The 16514-nt window shown below is 39.0% G+C and carries 16 protein-coding genes; 6 read left to right on the top strand and 10 right to left on the bottom strand.

Translation table 11 applies throughout. From position 1 onward, the window contains the following. Nucleotides 1–111: 111 nt before the first annotated feature. The 6 genes from AC1M83_RS04070 to AC1M83_RS04045 all read right to left on the bottom strand — a co-directional run bounded on the left by AC1M83_RS04070 (nt 112) and on the right by AC1M83_RS04045 (nt 6992). Nucleotides 112–1089, bottom strand: a complete 978-nt coding sequence (locus tag AC1M83_RS04070; RefSeq protein WP_481590092.1) for a lipase family alpha/beta hydrolase — start codon at nt 1087–1089, stop codon at nt 112–114. 228 nt (nt 1090–1317) lie between these two features. Then, on the bottom strand, nt 1318–2292 hold the full coding sequence (locus AC1M83_RS04065; RefSeq protein ID WP_481590091.1) for an esterase/lipase family protein: 975 nt from the start codon (nt 2290–2292) through the stop codon (nt 1318–1320). Nucleotides 2293–2450: 158 nt separating this feature from the next. Then, nucleotides 2451–3440 carry a lipase family alpha/beta hydrolase gene (locus AC1M83_RS04060; RefSeq protein ID WP_081403225.1) on the bottom strand — a complete coding sequence of 330 codons (990 nt, stop codon included), beginning with the start codon at nt 3438–3440 and terminating at the stop codon, nt 2451–2453. Between the two features lie 221 nt (nt 3441–3661). After that, nucleotides 3662–4645 (bottom strand): esterase/lipase family protein, encoded by a 984-nt coding sequence (locus AC1M83_RS04055; protein ID WP_481590090.1) that lies wholly within the window; start codon nt 4643–4645, stop codon nt 3662–3664. A gap of 282 nt (nt 4646–4927) precedes the next feature. Continuing rightward, nucleotides 4928–5914 carry an esterase/lipase family protein gene (locus tag AC1M83_RS04050; protein ID WP_481590089.1) on the bottom strand — a complete coding sequence of 329 codons (987 nt, stop codon included), beginning with the start codon at nt 5912–5914 and terminating at the stop codon, nt 4928–4930. Between the two features lie 37 nt (nt 5915–5951). Next, a complete protein-coding gene (locus AC1M83_RS04045; protein ID WP_481590088.1) occupies nt 5952–6992 on the bottom strand; it encodes a lipase secretion chaperone in 1041 nt (346 codons plus the stop codon). Nucleotides 6993–7138: 146 nt separating this feature from the next. On the opposite strand from AC1M83_RS04045, the gene truB reads away from it, so the two are divergent. From truB to AC1M83_RS04030, 3 genes are all read left to right on the top strand, one after another. Continuing rightward, a complete protein-coding gene (truB, locus tag AC1M83_RS04040) occupies nt 7139–8044 on the top strand; it encodes a tRNA pseudouridine(55) synthase TruB (protein WP_481590087.1) in 906 nt (301 codons plus the stop codon). A 12-nt stretch (nt 8045–8056) separates the two neighbouring features. Beyond that, nucleotides 8057–8824, top strand: coding sequence for a sulfite exporter TauE/SafE family protein (locus AC1M83_RS04035; protein ID WP_481590086.1), 768 nt, complete (start codon nt 8057–8059; stop codon nt 8822–8824). Nucleotides 8825–8972: 148 nt separating this feature from the next. Beyond that, nucleotides 8973–9431: a hemerythrin domain-containing protein gene (locus AC1M83_RS04030; protein ID WP_035264279.1), complete on the top strand. Its 459-nt coding sequence runs from the start codon at nt 8973–8975 to the stop codon at nt 9429–9431. Between the two features lie 37 nt (nt 9432–9468). Here AC1M83_RS04030 and AC1M83_RS04025 read toward each other — a convergent pair whose 3' ends face one another. The 3 genes from AC1M83_RS04025 to serA all read right to left on the bottom strand — a co-directional run bounded on the left by AC1M83_RS04025 (nt 9469) and on the right by serA (nt 12698). After that, nucleotides 9469–10347 (bottom strand): EamA family transporter, encoded by an 879-nt coding sequence (locus tag AC1M83_RS04025; protein ID WP_481590085.1) that lies wholly within the window; start codon nt 10345–10347, stop codon nt 9469–9471. A gap of 101 nt (nt 10348–10448) precedes the next feature. Then, complete coding sequence (locus tag AC1M83_RS04020) at nt 10449–11330, bottom strand: EamA family transporter (RefSeq protein ID WP_481590084.1); 882 nt, start codon at nt 11328–11330, stop codon at nt 10449–10451. Nucleotides 11331–11465: 135 nt separating this feature from the next. Next, on the bottom strand, nt 11466–12698 hold the full coding sequence (serA, locus tag AC1M83_RS04015; RefSeq protein ID WP_035264273.1) for a phosphoglycerate dehydrogenase: 1233 nt from the start codon (nt 12696–12698) through the stop codon (nt 11466–11468). A gap of 352 nt (nt 12699–13050) precedes the next feature. Between serA and AC1M83_RS04010 the strand changes: the two genes are divergently transcribed. The 3 genes from AC1M83_RS04010 (at nt 13051) to AC1M83_RS04000 (ending at nt 15562) form a co-directional block, all read left to right on the top strand. Further along, nucleotides 13051–14460 (top strand): FAD-binding oxidoreductase, encoded by a 1410-nt coding sequence (locus tag AC1M83_RS04010; RefSeq protein ID WP_035264271.1) that lies wholly within the window; start codon nt 13051–13053, stop codon nt 14458–14460. A gap of 77 nt (nt 14461–14537) precedes the next feature. After that, nucleotides 14538–14966 carry a hypothetical protein gene (locus AC1M83_RS04005; protein ID WP_180028908.1) on the top strand — a complete coding sequence of 143 codons (429 nt, stop codon included), beginning with the start codon at nt 14538–14540 and terminating at the stop codon, nt 14964–14966. Nucleotides 14967–15202: 236 nt separating this feature from the next. Continuing rightward, nucleotides 15203–15562: a hypothetical protein gene (locus AC1M83_RS04000; RefSeq protein WP_228133217.1), complete on the top strand. Its 360-nt coding sequence runs from the start codon at nt 15203–15205 to the stop codon at nt 15560–15562. 61 nt (nt 15563–15623) lie between these two features. Here the strand turns inward: AC1M83_RS04000 and AC1M83_RS03995 are convergent, their stop codons facing one another. Next, nucleotides 15624–16352, bottom strand: coding sequence for a YoaK family protein (locus tag AC1M83_RS03995; protein WP_481588620.1), 729 nt, complete (start codon nt 16350–16352; stop codon nt 15624–15626). Nucleotides 16353–16514: the final 162 nt, after the last annotated feature.

Below are 16514 nucleotides of genomic sequence, written 5' to 3'. Positions count from 1 at the left end.
TCAAAAAATATTGTAAAGAAAAACTAAACAAAAATAAGATAAATTCGACTAAATGTTAATCATTATTAAACTGAAAGAAAGGGTGAAAAGCTCACCCTTTGTGTTTAGGTTTTATAGCCCTTGGAGTTTAAGTCGATTTGCATGCTGACGATAAACATCTACAGCGCTTGGTGCAAAAATGCTTTTTAAACCGAGTAGATGGTTAATTTCATCTAAATGATTCCATTTATAATTATCACGAATGACCTTGCCAAATCGAGCGGAGCAACGCCCTACAATTCCATCTCCATCTTTTTCAGCCAAAAGAGAAGAAGCTAACATGCCATAATCAGATGGATCTAAAGCGGTATTAAATGGAGAGTTACCCATAAATGAATAATAATGAGTATTGTTGACACGATAAGCCCCTTCACCACATTGGGTTGTAGGTACACCATTTGGAAAATTCTGACTAAATTTGAGTGATTCTTTCGTTCCTAAACTTTGTAGGGCTGCTTTAGCATCATAAGGAAAGACTTTTGGATCAAGACCAGATGCGAATGTAATCACTGGCGATACCAGATTGTCAAAAATCGCGCGAGCAGGTGCTTCTAAAATATTACCTACCAGAACACCTTCTAGTATATCAGCCATTCTTGCTCCTTGATTTCCAGAAGCAATTGTCGTAACAGATGCGACATGATCAGGTATAACACCTGCAATATATCGAACAGTCTGACCACCATGACTATGTCCGATTAAATTCACTTTTTGCTTGCCGGTAATGGCAAGTATCTCTTCAACTTGACTCAGTGCTTGTTCGCCTCGCACTTCACTTGAGTTCATCGTTGAAACACGTGTTTGCCAGATGTTTGCACCATTTCGAGCAAGATCAGGAGTGATCTGATAAAAGTAGTCAACACCGACCATACTACCAAAGCCAAATAAGCCATGGGCAAGCACAATAGGGTATTGGGTTTGTGCATAATTTGATTTAGGTGTTTTGACGGTATGGTTAACGGCTAAATCTTTAATTTGCGTTGAGGCTTGTGCAACAGGAAGAAAACATGAACCTATGCATAGGCTCATGACTATTTTTTTTAGTTTCATTTTCGATACTCATTCAGTGATTCGTTTATTTTTATGATTCAGGCGATATCCATCGCCATAATTTAAGATACTAAAATTGTGACTTAAGTCTATAAAAAAGAGATAAAGTGCAAATTTATTGATATAAATTGGATGGTTGACTCATTTATAGGATAGATATGTCATGCTAATGAGGGCTATTTAAACAGTCTGGACCCATCTAGAGATGAGTGCAGACAAAAAAATATATTAGAGACCTTGTTGTTTAAGGCGATTTGCATGTTGACGATACATCGAGACTGGATCTGGCGCAAAGACACTTTTTAAGCCAAGCACTTGATTGACTTCATCTAGATGATTCCAATTGAGATCATCACGGATGGTTTTGCCGAATTTCGCACTACAGCGTGAAACTAGTCCATCATTCTCTTGACCACCGTCAATTAATAGACTGGTAATTTTTAAAGCTGAGTCTACATCAAGTGGGTTTGTGACCGTTCCGATACCCGTAAAGGAATAGTTATATATTCCTTGTTCACGATATAAACCTTCAGAGCATGAGTTTTGAGGAACGCCTATAGGATATTTTTGATTAAATATTGCTGATCCTGCTAAGCTCAAACTATTGGCTCCCGCAAGTGAGTCATGAGGGAAGGATGCTGGATCAAGTCCCTGTGCCCAAATAATAGCTTTAGACAGTAGATTGACTACAGCCACAATAGGTGTTTCAAGGATTGGTGCTGTATCACGAATTTTTAATATAAAATCAGACACTGGTGAGCCTTGATGTGGCGCCCCAATCGCTGTCATTGATGCGACTAATTCAGGTCTTACACCTGCGACATATCGAATTGTGGGCCCGCCGTGAGAGTGACCGATTAGATTGACCTTAGGCGATCCAGTGAGTGCAATGACTTCTTCAACTTGATGTAAAAGTTGCTCACCCCGAATTTCTGATGAGTTAAATGGCGATACACGGGAAGCCCATACATTTGCACCGTTACGGGCGAGATCAGGTAAAATTTGATACCAATAATCTACACCGAGTGGATCAGTGCCAATACTGATAAAACCAGACATTCCGTGACTAAATACGATTGGATACTGGGTTTTTGCATAAGTAGTTTGAAATTTTGAAGTCACTTGTTCAGGTGCTGTAGCAGCGTAACTCGTGCCAATTAAACATGCGAAAGAGAGGCATGTCCCCAAAATAAATTTTCTCATCTCTATTCCTTAGATGGATTGAAATACTCGACAATTTCCGTTGTCACAATAAGAGTATAGCGAAGCAAAAGGAAAGAAAAGTGGATTTAAACTTTAGGGAACAATTTTTAAGATAAGCCTCCATAATTTCGTGATGAGCGTATGGAGGCTTGAGAAGATTATAGTCCTTGAAGTTTCAAACGATTTGCGTGTTGTCGATAAACCGATACTGGATCTGCTGCAAAAATGCTAGTCATCCCCATCATTTGATTGACCTCATCTAAATGATTCCAACGGTAATCATCCCGAATCGTTTGTCCGAAGCGAGCACTGCAAACTGGGACTAAACCATCATTTGCACCTTCCTTAGATACAATGAAAGATGCCGCTTGCATTGCATAATCCGATGGATCAAGGGCATTGGTAAACGGTGTATTACCAGTAAATGAATACATACGCATGCCATTGACTTGATATGCACCCTCACCACATTTTGTGGTTGGTACACCCGCAGGGAAACGTTCTGTAAATGCTAATGAGCCTGCTGTAGATAAACTTTTAGCCGAGGCAAGCGAATCATGTGGCAGGCTTTTCGCATTTAATCCTTGTGCCCAAACAATTGCTCCCGAGACAAAATTCATCGCTGTCGCAAGCACAGTATCAAGTCCTGTTCCTTCTGAACGCAAGATAAAGTCTGCCATAGGTGATCCTTTATTCACACCAGCGACAGTGGTCATGGATGCCACATGTTCAGGAATTGTTCCACCAATATAACGTATTGATGGTCCACCTTGACTATGCCCAATTAAGTTCACTTTTTGTGCACCAGTAATGGCTAAAATATCTTCAACTTGTTGAAGCAATTGCTCTCCACGAATTTCGTTGGAGTTGAATGGAGATACTCGTGTAGGCCAGACATTAGCACCATTACGCGCTAGATCTGGCAGGATTTGGTGCCAATAATCTAAACCAAAGCTCTCTGTACCAAGACGGACAAATCCTGTTAGTCCGTGTGCAAATACGATTGGGTATTTAGTTTTTGCGTAGGTATTGTATTTGCCAAGTGTCGAGGTTACAGGTTTCACTTCTAATGCAGAAGCATTAGATAATTGAGTCGTTAAGCAAGCTGCAGACGTAAGTAGGCACGCCATAATTTTGTTGTATTTCATCATCATCCTCAACTTTTTATTATCAAACCCTAATCCTAGAGTTAAATTGATTATAGTGATGTAAATCACATTTTAAATATCGAATAGATGAATGGTAAATTTTTAAGGTTAAAAAAGAGAGGTAGATTTGATCAATGAACTATCTTGATGAAGATTTGAATCTGCTTTCAAATCCAGCCTAATGAATTTGAAAGCAATTACTCAATTAAAGAGCTAGAGATTTAAAGTCCTTGTAATTTAAGGCGGTTGGCGTGCTGTCTATAAACTGCAACTGGGTCAGGAGCAAAAAATCCTTTAATTCCGAACAGCAAGTTCACCTCATCTAAATGATTCCACGGAAAGTCATCACGAATAGTTTTACCAAAATGGGCACTACAAACTGGAACGATGCCATCATTTTTTCCTGCTTTATGAACCGACAAACGGTCAAGTAGAACCATGACAGGGTCACCTAGATCCAAGGCATTCGTAAAAGGCTTGTTTCCTGTCATTGAATATAAATGAATTCCTTTTTCTTGATAAGCACCTTCGCCACAGTGGGTTAATGGTAAACCGAGAGGGAATTTTTGATTAAACAAGGCAGTTCCTTCAACAGATGTACTCACACCAGCGGCCATCGCATCATGTGGGAACGTATCAGCAGGAAGACCTTGCGCCCACATAATGACTTTACCAAAAGTGCTGATGAGAACATTCAGTAGCTCTGATGTTCCTGTTTTATCTGCGATTTTTAATACATCTGACGCGATGATTGTGCCTTTGTTGGCACCGGCTACAGTCATCACCGATGCAACATGTTCAGGCATTACACCTGCGGCATAACGAACAGAGTTTGCACCATGACTATGACCAATCAGATTGAGTTTGTCAGCACCAGTAATCGCCATGATTTCTTCAAGTTGTTGAACATATTGTTCACCTCGGACTTCAGAAGAATTGAAAGGAGACATTCTAGCCGCCCATGTGTTTGCACCGTTTCTCGCTAGATCAGGTAAAATTTGATACCAGTAATCCATGCCTAGACTTTCAGTGCCCAAACGTATAAATCCAACCATTCCATGAGCGAATACAATAGGATATTTCGTTTTGGCATAGTCAGATTTGACACTTGAGACTTTGATCTGTTGAGCTTGAGTAGCATAAGTTGTCGTAGATGTTAGACATAGCGCTGTCACCAGCGAGCCTAGAATGTGTTTTATTTTCATTATTATTCCTAGTTTTTAGTGAATCTATGATGTTCTTCCAGATGAACATACAGAAGACCTTAAAAGATGTTATTGAATGCAACAAGATACAAAAAATGCCAATTTAGCTTGCCGAATTAACATATAAAAAGCAAAAAAGAATCAAAAGTTGAAATAATTAAAGGATTTAATCATTAGCAAATGTGTTCAAAAAGCATTATTTAAATTTGGTCGAGAGTCGCTGATGGTCGGAAAAGCTATTCTGATGAATAGCTTTCCATTTGACTGCGCTATTTTGTGCGTCTAGAGTCCTGTCAGTTTCAAACGATTGGCATGTTGGCGATAAAGTGAAATAGGATCTGGGGCAAATAAACCTCTGAGACCGAACATCATATTAGCTAAATCGGTATGATTTAGTTTGTAATCATCACGAATCACACGTCCAATATGCGTGCTACAGCGCCCAACCATGCCATCATTATCTTTATTGCCATACGCTAAAGGCCCGAGCTGCATTAAAATGGTATCGATATCTAAGAGGTTGGTGGTTTGTGCAACACCAGTCCAAGAATAATAAAAGATTCCGTTGTCCATTGGGCTGCCTAAACGAGTACAACTTGACGCGAGAGCTTTTGTTGGAAAACGTTCATTAAATGCAGCAGAGCCTGTTTCAGTTAATGATTTCATCGAAGCATCAAAGCTGATCGGCATATCAGGACGACCTTGTGCATAAGCAATTAATGGGGGAATGATGTAATCCCCTAAAATATTAAATATTGTTCGAGTTGCTTCATTATTTTGAATTTTATCTGCGACCATAGAACCTCTGAAAGTCCCTCCTACACCAGTAACAGAAGCAACATAGTCGGGTTTTACTGCTGCAACATAACGTACAGTCGGTCCGCCGTGCGAATGACCAATCAGATTGACCTTTTTCTGCCCAGTGATCGCAATTACTTCTTCAACCTGAGAAATTAATTGTTCTCCTCGAAATTCAGTCGTATGAGCAGGTGAGAGTTGTGCTGCAAAAACGCGTGCACCATTGCGCGATAGATCAGGTAAGATTTGATACCAATAGTCAATATTGAATGTTTCATTGCCTATGCGAGACCAGCCTAACCAACCGTGTGTCATCACAATAGGATATTTGGTTTTTGCGTAACTACCGATCTTTGTCTCATTTACTTCGAGTAATCCCGGACCTGCGTGGGCAGTTAATGAGCTTGATAAGCATAGCGTTGTGACGAATGCTAACGTCGTAGGTATCAATTTAAGTTTTAAGTTTTTCATCGTTCTTCCCTGTGAATGAATGTGTTCCTTGAAAAGATTAATCGGCAAAAGGAAGTTGACCGCCTTGATCATGAACTTGCTCGAATGTTTCTACCCGAAGTTGCTCTTGTGAATTATTAAAATGTTGGGAACGGAGGCGTTGTACAGCTTCCTGCTTTGCACTAGGGCTCATATTACTTTTGACAATGCTGTCACGTTCAGATAAATATTGATTGACCTTGCTTTTCCAATTTGAGCGCTGTCCATCAAGATTTTCTAGACGTTGTGTTGCTTCAGGACCCACTAAGCTGAGACGCATTTGACGAATTTCTTCTGCACTACCACCACGAGCTTTAATTTCTGCAGTTAATTGACGAAGATCTTCGAGTTGAGAAAGTTGTTTTAAATTTTCTTTCCAATCTTCAGGTAGATCATTGAACAGTTCTTTTAATTTATCGGCTTTTTGTTTTTCCGATAAATTTTTATCTTCCATGACACTCATGCGAGCCAAGGTATAATCATGATATTCATCTTCGATACCAAATAAACCTTCAATTTCATAGTCTGAGAAAAATTGTTTACGCAATGATTTCATCTGATTAAAAATAGCTTTGTAATACTGCGCACTTTCTTTGTCATGGTTTGGTGGTGTTAGGTCACCCATTTTTTCACGATATTGAACATAGCGTGACCATAAATCTGTCAGTTGACCTAGTAATGGTTCTTGATAGGTGCTTTGAGCAAATTTAATAAAATCAGCCTTGATTTGCGGAATCTCTTTTTCGCCGTATTGGGTAATAAAAAACTCAAAACAGTTCTTAGTATTTTCATTCACAATCAAACGGTTGGCGTTATCGGTTTGGATTTGACAATTGATTTGAATATCTTGCTGACTTTTACTTGCAAAGCTAGAACCATTCACGGTTGTACTTTGTTGTAGCGCCATATTTTCTGATTGAATTTCGGCATCTTGTGCTGCTCGTTGTGAGTTTTCAGCAGATTCAGCTGAGTCAGGTTTCAACCATTGAAAGAGAAGGAATAAAACGATCAGACACGCCACAATCAGCAGTGTAATTTTCAATTTAGCTTTTGAATTCATTTCACATCCTATGAAATCATTTAGTTATTATTAATGGTGTAGAATAATTTGCCACAAATGTCACATTTTATGCATAAAAATTTAATCAATATTCGATAAATGGATTTGATAAAATAGCAGTATTTTACTGATCTGAATATTATCTAATGTCTGCTAAATCTCCAAAAATTACTCGACGTCATATAAGTGGTGTATTTCTACTCAACAAACCTTTGGGGATTAGCTCAAATGCAGCATTGCAAAAAGTGCGTTGGCTCTATCGTGCTGAAAAAGGTGGTCATACTGGCGCTTTAGATCCATTAGCATCAGGCTTACTCCCGATTTGCTTAGGTGAAGCGACCAAGTTTTCACACTTTTTACTGGAATCTACTAAACGTTATCAAACGACGATTCAATTGGGAAATAGTACAACTACAGGTGATGTCGAGGGTGAAGTTTTGCTCGAGGCACAACCGATTGAACTTAACGAAGATAAAATTCAAAGCGTGATTCAGCAATTCGTTGGAGACATGCAACAAGTTCCTCCAATGTATTCTGCTTTAAAGAAAGAAGGTCGTCCTTTGTATGAGCTGGCGCGTAAAGGAATTGAAATCGAACGTGAGGCTCGTCCAATTCATATTTTCGCGATTGAACTGATGTCTTTCACTCAAGATTCAATTACTTTGGATGTGACATGCTCAAAAGGAACGTATATCCGAGTATTGGGAGAGGATATTGCTCAAGCTTTAGGAAGTTATGGGCACTTAACATATTTACATCGTATTCAAACTGGACATTTTGGTATTGTGCCAGAGTACACCATTGAATACTTAGAAAGTCTAACTGAACAACAACGTGAAGCATTGTTGTTACCTGCTTATGCGCCTGTGGATCATTTTCCAAAAGTTCAAGTACCAGAAGGTCGTGCAGAATATTTTTGTCGTGGGATGGAAAGCAATATTGATCATCCTGCCGAATCTCAAGTCCTCGTTTTTGACGAAAAAAAGTGTTTAGGTTTAGCTGAAATTACTGATAAAAAACGTCTAGTTCCTAAACGTGTATTAAATTTATAAGCGAACTCAATTATGGAATTAGACATCATCCTCAGCCTGATTTTTTTTGCATTTTGCGCAGGCGCAATTGATGCAGCAGTCGGTGGTGGTGGTCTCATTCAGATTCCAGCATTGATGAGTGCTTTTCCTCATATGGCGCCAGCAACATTATTTGGCACCAATAAGCTAGCTGCGGTTGTTGGAACAGCAACATCTGCGTGGACTTTCGCTAAAAAAGTTAAGTTTGAATGGAAGTTATTACTGGTGGTGGCGATATGTGCTGCCATCAGTTCTTTTGCGGGAGCTGCCAGTGTTTCCATGATTCCGAAATCAATCTTGCAGCCCTTTGTCTTGGTGATGCTGATTGTGATGGCAATTTACACATTGTCAAAGAAAGAGTTTGGACAGGTTCATATTGCACAAACGGTAAACACTAAAATTCTGATCTTGGCTGGAATAGGAAGTTTGGCGATTGGGTTTTATGACGGATTATTCGGTCCGGGAACGGGAAGTTTTTTTATTTTTTATTTTATTCGATATTTACAAGTCGATTTTTTGCATGCAGCAGCTTTGGCCAAGATTGGTAATGTGATGACCAATTTAGCCGCTCTTACATTCTTTATTCCTGCAGGCCACATTTTATTTGCAGTGGGTGCTATGATGGCTTTTGCTAATATGATTGGTTCGATTGTCGGGGTGAAATTGGCGCTTAAATACGGTAGCGGTTTTATTCGTATTCTGTTTTTAATTCTAGTATCTATTTTAATTGTTCGATTAAGTTATCAGATGTTCTTAATGTAAACCATTCTCAACATTAAACTTTTTTATACAAATCACTTCTTAAACCTATCTCCAAGTTATCGCCTAAGCTCTTATAGTAAGTTGAGTGTTTTGAAGATCATTCAAGTTTTTCTTTTTTCAAATCATATTTATAAGACAGGATAACAAGATGAATATTTTTGAAGCTTTACGTGAAAGTCATGATGTTCAACGTGAACTTGCTGAGAAGCTGGTTCAAACTTCAGGGGACACGCCAGAACGCCGAACATTATTTGAGCAGCTAAAAAATGAATTGTTTGCTCATGCAGTGGCAGAAGATCGATACTTCTATATTCCACTGATGATGACCGATTCAGGTTTGAATATTACGCGTCATGCATTAGCTGAACATCATGAAATGGACGAATTACTTGAGCAACTCACCGAAACTGAATTCAGTAATCCAGGATGGTTAGCCATCGCGAAAAAATTGTCAGAAACCGTGCATCATCATCTTGAAGAAGAAGAGCATGGCTTTTTTCAGCAAGCAGGAAAAATTCTAGAGGATAAACAAAAGGAGAGTTTGGCTAAAAAATATCAAACTGAATATAAGAAATATAAGAAATTAGATAAAGACAGCTTGGTTTAACCCCATGATAAAAAAAGATGGCATGTGCCATCTTTTTTTATGTTTCTATGCCATGTGATTTCATTCTAGCAGCGCGATAAGTAACACCAATTGATGCAATCATAATACAACCCAAAGCAACGGCTTGTAATAAGGTAATGTGTTCATTCAACAGTAACCAACCTGTCAATGCACCTAATGCTGGTGACAAACTTGATAGCGTTCCATAAGACATTTTACTTAAATTCTTTAATGCCAATAAATCCAATGCATAGGGAATAGCAGTAGCCAAAAGCGCAATGACGATGGCTTGTGGCCAATATCCAAATTGAACTAATGCGGATGGATTATGAACCATACTGATCGGTAATAATGTCAATGCTGAGAGGACGATCGCAATGCTGAGAGCATGCATGCCGATATTCTGCCGAACGACTTTCTGTCCAAAATAAATATAGAATGCCCAACAAATGCCTGCACCAATGGCCATAGCAGCACCAAGATATGAAAAGTTAGTCGCATTGGCATCTTGCCAAGGCACCATCAGCACTACACCGAAAATTGCCATGATGACCCAAATGTAATCACTTCGTTGTTGAATTGACAGTAAAGCCAAGGTGAGTGGTCCTAAGAACTCAAGTCCTACTGCAATCCCTTGTGGTAGTTTTCCTAATGATGCATAAAACAAGACATTCATCAAAGCGACTGAACCACTATAAAAGAGAAGATCTTTCCATTTTAAGTAAGGAAGGCGACGAAGAATTTTCCATGAACGGAACATCAATACAACCATAATTGATGCAAAGCATAGACGTAAAGTGACCACAGTAAATGGATCTAAAACTTCAAAAAGCTGCTTTGCGAAGGATGCACTAATTTGATAGGCGATCATGGATAAGACCATGAACAGCACGGCAGTGAGTTGAGCATTTGGCATTGGGAAAACGAAGCCGAATTAAAAAGAGTGAGACTGCTCAAATTTTAACATTATTATGATGACCACAGTGCTTCAATCCATCATGGAAAATGTAGTTTAAATTAAGTATGAGATAATTTTTGTTTGGCGTGTTGAGTGGTATAGGTGCAGCCAACTGAGGCACAAATGATGGTAAACAATGCTAGCCATTGATTCCATAACAATTGCTCACCCAAAAATACAAACCCAGATAATGCGGCAACAGCTGGTTCAATACTCATCAAGGTACCGAAACTTAATGCTGTTAGATTTCGTAGTGCAATCATTTCTAAAGTAAAGGGTAAGGCACTGGCGAGTATCGCTAAAGTGATGAATAACATTAGATGATTAATTTCAAATACGCTTGCTGGCAAACCGATACTGAGGGCAATCGGCATAAGAATGATACTTCCAACAAACATGCCTAAACATACGGTGTGATTACCTGAAACTCCCGAAGGCCGCTGACCAGCAATAATATAAAGTGCCCAACATGCGCCAGCTGCCAACGCAAAAAATACACCAAGTAAATCCAAAGGTTGTTTGGCTTGGTCAAAGGGAAATAAAAGGATCAGTCCAATTATGGCCAAACCAACCCAAATAAAATCAAACTTTTGACGCGCATAATATAAAGCCACACTGAGTGGACCAATAAATTCAAATGAAACTGCTAAACCGAGCGGAAGACGATCAATAGCAAGATAGAACAACATGTTCATGCCAGCTAAAGCGACACCATAACTGACAATGGCTTTCCATTTAATTTGTTTGAATTGAATTTTCCAAACTTGAAAAATAATCGCCAAAATCACAGCACTAAATGTCAGACGTAGGGCTGACACCGTAACGATAGGGAATTGTTCAAATAAAACTTTTGCTAATGAACCACTACTTTGTAGACTGATCATGGCGATCAATAACAAACCGAGTGCTTGTAACTGCGGGTTTATTTTTAACAAAGACATGGTTTTAAATGTATGATGGTTAGATTAGAAAGGGATATCTTTCATCTAAGTTGGCGGAGCCAACGTCAACTCAGATGAGACACCATAAAAAAACCACAGCTCGAAAAAGCTGTGGTTTTCCAAACGTATTAGAGATTAGAACAATACGCGAGCGCGGATTGTACCTTCTACGTTATGAAGTGTATCAAGTGCTTCAGCAGAAGCGGTAGCATCAACGTCCATGACTAAATAACCCACATCACCTTTGGTCATAAGAGACTGACCAGAGATGTTAATGCCGTGTTCAGCAAACAGGTTGTTGATTTTAGACAACACGCCTGGAATATTTTTGTGAATGTGAAGTAAACGGTGTTTACCTTCAGTCAACGGAAGCGCAATTTCAGGGAAGTTAACTGCTGACAATGTCATACCTTTATCAGAGTAAGCAACGAATTTCTCTGCAACTTCTAGACCGATGTTTGCTTGAGCTTCCATCGTAGAACCACCCACGTGCGGTGTTAAAATCACGTTCGGGATATTACGTAGTGGAGAGATAAACTCTTCACCGTTCGCTTTAGGCTCTTTCGGGAATACGTCAACAGCAGCACCAGCCAAATGACCTGATTTCAGAGCATCAGCTAAATCTTCAATTACTACACATGTACCACGTGCAGCATTGATGAAGATTGAACCTTGTTTCATCTGAGCAAATTGCTCTTTGGTCATGAAATTACGTGTAGAAGGGACATCTGGCACGTGTAGTGATACAACATCAGCATTGGCAAGAAGTTCTCCCATTGAGCCAACTTGGCGAGCATTACCTAAAGGTAATTTTGTTACTGTATCAAAGTAAATCACTTTCATACCCATGCTTTCAGCAAGTACAGAAAGTTGTGAACCAATTGAACCGTAACCCACAATACCTAAAGTTTTACCGCGTGTTTCAAATGAACCTACTGCAGATTTGTTCCAACCACCTGCATGTGTATCTGTAGATTTTTCAGGTACACGACGAAGGAGAAGAATAGCTTCAGCTAATACAAGTTCAGCAACAGAACGAGTATTTGAGTATGGTGCGTTGAACACTGGAATACCACGGCTCATCGCAGCATTCAAGTTCACTTGGTTTGTACCAATACAGAAACAACCGACCGCGATCAATTTATTCGCAGCTTCAAAAACTTCTTCAGTTAATTGTGTGCGCGAACGAATACCGATGAAGTGAGCATCTTTAATCGCTTCTTTCAGCGCTTCACCTTCAAGCGCAGTTTTACGATAGTCGATGTTGGTGTATCCAGCAGCATTCAAAGTGTCGATTGCGTTTTGGTGAACGCCTTCTAACAATAGGAAACGAATTTTATCTTTAGGCAAAGAGAGATGTTGGCTCATTACGGCTCCGCTACAAAGGCCAAATTTAGTGGCAGTATGATAGCATACGTGAGCGTGCTATATACATTTCCTTTATGACTTGAGCTATGGATATTTTTGCAAGATATAGTCCTTATCAGACAAACTGCGGTTGAATTAACTGCATCATATCTAAGTAACATTCGCAAAATGTCTGATTTTATCGGGGTTTCATGGGAAAATGCTTTATAATGCACAATCGTGAAATTGACTCATCCAGTCGTGGTGATATTTTCTTCACATTCGCTTAACAAATACGCTTTTAAAATCTTGATTAAAGGTTTGTTTTTTAAGCAATCTACAACTTGTATCTTTCTTGCTAGGTCTGCAAACGATGAATGCTCCAGTTGCTTTAACCCCAGAGTTATTGACTCAATTAACGTCAATTGTTGGTGAAAACCGTATCAAAACTGATACGGACAGCCTACAAAATTGGGGACGCGATCACACTAAACATTTTGATCCAAATCCATCAGTCATCGTTTTTCCTTCGACGACTGAACAAGTTCAGGCAATTGTGAAACTAGCAAACCAATTTAATGTTGCTGTGACACCATCAGGTGGTCGTACTGGTCTTTCTGCAGGGGCTGTCGCTGCTAACGGTGAAATCGTAGTCAGCATGGACAAGATGAACCAAATTTTGGAATTCTTCCCAGCAGACCGTATGGTGCGTGTACAAGCAGGTGTGGTGACTGAGCAACTTCAGAATTATGCTGAAGAGCAAGGTATGTATTATCCAGTTGATTTCGCTTCAGCTGGTTCATCACAAATTGGCGGTAACATCGGTACTAATGCAGGCGGTATTAAAGTCATTAAATACGGTATGACACGTAATTGGGTACTCGGTCTGACTGTGGTCACTGGTAAAGGTGATGTGCTGCGTTTAAACAAAGGCATGATCAAGAATGCGACAGGTTATGCGTTGCAACACTTATTTATTGGTGGTGAAGGTACTTTAGGTTTAGTGACTGAAGCGGAAATTAAACTTGAGCGTCAACCACAAGATCTGCAAGTGATGGTGCTCGGTGTACCTGACTTTGATGCAGTGATGCCAGTTCTTCACGCGTTCCAAGCGAAAATTGATTTAACTGCGTTCGAGTTCTTCGGTGAACTTGCGATGCAAAAAGTATTGGCAAATGGTCACGTGCAACGTCCATTTGAAACTGAATGCCCATTCTATGTATTGCTTGAGTTTGAAGCGCCATTTGAACCAATTATGGACAAGGCAATGGAAATCTTTGAGCATTGTATGGAACAAGGTTGGGTACTTGATGGCGTGCTTAGTCAAAGCTTAGACCAAGTAGAAAGCTTATGGCGTCTGCGTGAAGATATTTCTGAGTCAATCGCACCATTTATCCCATACAAAAATGATATTTCAGTGCTCATCACACACGTACCTGCATTCATTAAAGAAATTGATGCAATTGTTGCTGACAATTATCCTGACTTTGAAATTTGCTGGTTTGGTCATATTGGCGATGGTAACTTGCACTTAAATATCTTAAAGCCTGAAAATTTAACCAAAGATGAATTCTTTGCGAAATGTCAGGTGGTGAACAAGTATGTATTTGATACTGTGAAAAAGTATGATGGTTCAATTTCTGCGGAACATGGTGTAGGTATGACGAAGAAGCCATATCTTGAGTACACACGTTCAGCTGAAGAAATTGAATATATGAAAGCGCTCAAACAAGTATTTGATCCAAATGGGATTATGAATCCAGGTAAATTATTTGATTTGTGAAACAAAATCTATCTATAAATAAGGTCTAAAAAACAGCATGCTTGTCATGCTGTTTTTTTATTTCATGAGAAATTTTAATGTTAAAAAGAATAATTTTTCTAAGTGCAATTGCACTTTCACTTAATGCATGTATAGGTCAAAAACAGTCGAATGAGATCAATACTAAAAATCATAATTCTGTAGCTGGTCAAGTAGAAACGTCGAAACAAAATGCCAATTCTGTTCAAAACTCTCCTTTAGATCAAGTGTATCGGAAAATTCAAAGCTTTGAAGATATGAGAACAGTAGATTTACAACAGGAATTCGATACACCTGAATCTGGAAAATCTCATGCAAAAGTAACTGTCACCTATGGTGGACTAGCGGATGACTCTGTTTCTGCACAACGTGAAACTTACCAATTTGAATATATTAATAGTGAGTGGAAAGAAATATCAAAAGATGAAACTTGGAAATGTGGTCGTGGACCAGATACTACAAACTTTCATAATAAATTATGCCCTTAAAAATTTACTTTCGAAATTTTCCATAAAATTGTTACGAGCGTCATTTGAACTGATTAAATTCAAAAATGTAGCATCAATATGCTGCATTTTTTATTCGTATTTCTCGTTCTATTAATCATTTTTAATGTGCTTTAGAAAAAATAACATACATATCTGTTCTTTTTTGTCACAACAGTTCAGAACATCATATGTAAAAGATCAATGGCAAACTGAGTAAAACAATGATGATGAAAATAATGACCACAGTTGGTCTAGTTAGTATGATGCTCACGGGGTGTGCTACTACGAAAAATGTTATTTCTAAAGTACATGGGAATGACACTCCTTTAGAGCAAGTCTTGAAGCTACATCCTGAATTACGCAATGAGCTTGCGACTGTTGAATTACGTCAGTATTTTAATCGTGCCGAAGCACCGACCGTAGCCGAAGTCAAAGTGACACAAACAGGCTTGATGGATGACTCAATTGCTGCCGAGCGCTTTATCTATAGTTTTAAATTGAACGATGGTAAATGGCAGCAAGTTAATAAGAAAACGGAATACAAGTGTGTGCGAGGAAAAAATACAAAATCTTTCCAAACTGCGCTTTGTCCATGACATCAGACCAGAAATTCGGTTTAAAAAGGCATAATGAGTTATGCCTTTTTTATTGCATGCATTATTGAGTCGAATAAGGATGAGTAGACGAGAAGCGCCACTCACGATAGCAAATATAGCCCATCGCTAAAATGGGAAAAATCATACATAAGAAGCCAAACAACATATAAGTAATCGCACCTAATATTGCACCTGAACTGAAGGATAAAATAGTCGGTAAGATTTTTAGAATATTTTGTTTGGCAACTTGTTTGCGTTCTTCTGATACATGAGGCGCCCCATAAGCAATAGTACAATCAATGGTCAGTTGAGCAAGATTGCCCGTCATTAAGGTTGAGGTAGCCATTGTAGATAGTAATGTTCGGATAATGGCATTTCGAATTCCCATTGCAGCAATGCCCAATGTTGCGGTAAGTATTGCGCCAAATTCAGCCAAAGTATTAAAGGGACTGAAATTAAGTCCCGCCAGCATGAAGAGCGTTAACAGTATTGTCTCTGCAATAAAGAACCCCAGTAAGATGTTCGGATATTTGTCCTTCCAACGTTGTTCACACCACGCAGTAATACCAATCGTAACTACGAAAATGCCAATAAAAAGAGCCCACAGTCCTAATCCTCCCAAGATCGTTTCTTTGCCTGCAGTCACGATATAGCCAGTAACATGATTGGTATAAATGCCAAATAATGAAATAAATCCAACGGTATTTAGCCAACCACCGACGAGCGATAGAATCGAAGCTTCATGATGATGTCGCCAGCGATTTTTAATTGGTATGTAGCATTTTGACATAGTTCTAAAAAGCTCAAGGTGTACTGAGAGATTACATCGACAAAACAAGTGTTTTATCGAGTCTGCAGATCCTTTGCTTTGTGGAATTAATCCACATGAACATTAAGTAATTAAAAGTTTCATATTGATCAGTTGTGAATGTTCAGATTAGATGATTTCTAA

The sequence above is a fragment of the Acinetobacter sp. 25-47-130 genome (assembly GCF_056779705.1).
This window is presented reverse-complemented; position numbering and strand designations above follow the sequence as displayed.

Excerpts from the sequence above, each read along its gene's own strand:
- AC1M83_RS04070 (WP_481590092.1), bottom strand. The coding sequence starts at position 1,089 with ATGAAACTAAAAAAAATAGTCATGAGCCTATGCATAGGTTCATGTTTT.
- AC1M83_RS04065 (WP_481590091.1), bottom strand. The coding sequence starts at position 2,292 with ATGAGAAAATTTATTTTGGGGACATGCCTCTCTTTCGCATGTTTAATT.
- AC1M83_RS04060 (WP_081403225.1), bottom strand. The coding sequence starts at position 3,440 with ATGAAATACAACAAAATTATGGCGTGCCTACTTACGTCTGCAGCTTGC.
- AC1M83_RS04055 (WP_481590090.1), bottom strand. The coding sequence starts at position 4,645 with ATGAAAATAAAACACATTCTAGGCTCGCTGGTGACAGCGCTATGTCTA.
- AC1M83_RS04050 (WP_481590089.1), bottom strand. The coding sequence starts at position 5,914 with ATGAAAAACTTAAAACTTAAATTGATACCTACGACGTTAGCATTCGTC.
- AC1M83_RS04045 (WP_481590088.1), bottom strand. The coding sequence starts at position 6,992 with ATGAATTCAAAAGCTAAATTGAAAATTACACTGCTGATTGTGGCGTGT.
- truB (WP_481590087.1), top strand. The coding sequence starts at position 7,139 with ATGTCTGCTAAATCTCCAAAAATTACTCGACGTCATATAAGTGGTGTA.
- AC1M83_RS04035 (WP_481590086.1), top strand. The coding sequence starts at position 8,057 with ATGGAATTAGACATCATCCTCAGCCTGATTTTTTTTGCATTTTGCGCA.
- AC1M83_RS04030 (WP_035264279.1), top strand. The coding sequence starts at position 8,973 with ATGAATATTTTTGAAGCTTTACGTGAAAGTCATGATGTTCAACGTGAA.
- AC1M83_RS04025 (WP_481590085.1), bottom strand. The coding sequence starts at position 10,347 with ATGCCAAATGCTCAACTCACTGCCGTGCTGTTCATGGTCTTATCCATG.
- AC1M83_RS04020 (WP_481590084.1), bottom strand. The coding sequence starts at position 11,330 with ATGTCTTTGTTAAAAATAAACCCGCAGTTACAAGCACTCGGTTTGTTA.
- serA (WP_035264273.1), bottom strand. The coding sequence starts at position 12,698 with ATGAGCCAACATCTCTCTTTGCCTAAAGATAAAATTCGTTTCCTATTG.
- AC1M83_RS04010 (WP_035264271.1), top strand. The coding sequence starts at position 13,051 with ATGAATGCTCCAGTTGCTTTAACCCCAGAGTTATTGACTCAATTAACG.
- AC1M83_RS04005 (WP_180028908.1), top strand. The coding sequence starts at position 14,538 with ATGTTAAAAAGAATAATTTTTCTAAGTGCAATTGCACTTTCACTTAAT.
- AC1M83_RS04000 (WP_228133217.1), top strand. The coding sequence starts at position 15,203 with ATGACCACAGTTGGTCTAGTTAGTATGATGCTCACGGGGTGTGCTACT.
- AC1M83_RS03995 (WP_481588620.1), bottom strand. The coding sequence starts at position 16,352 with ATGTCAAAATGCTACATACCAATTAAAAATCGCTGGCGACATCATCAT.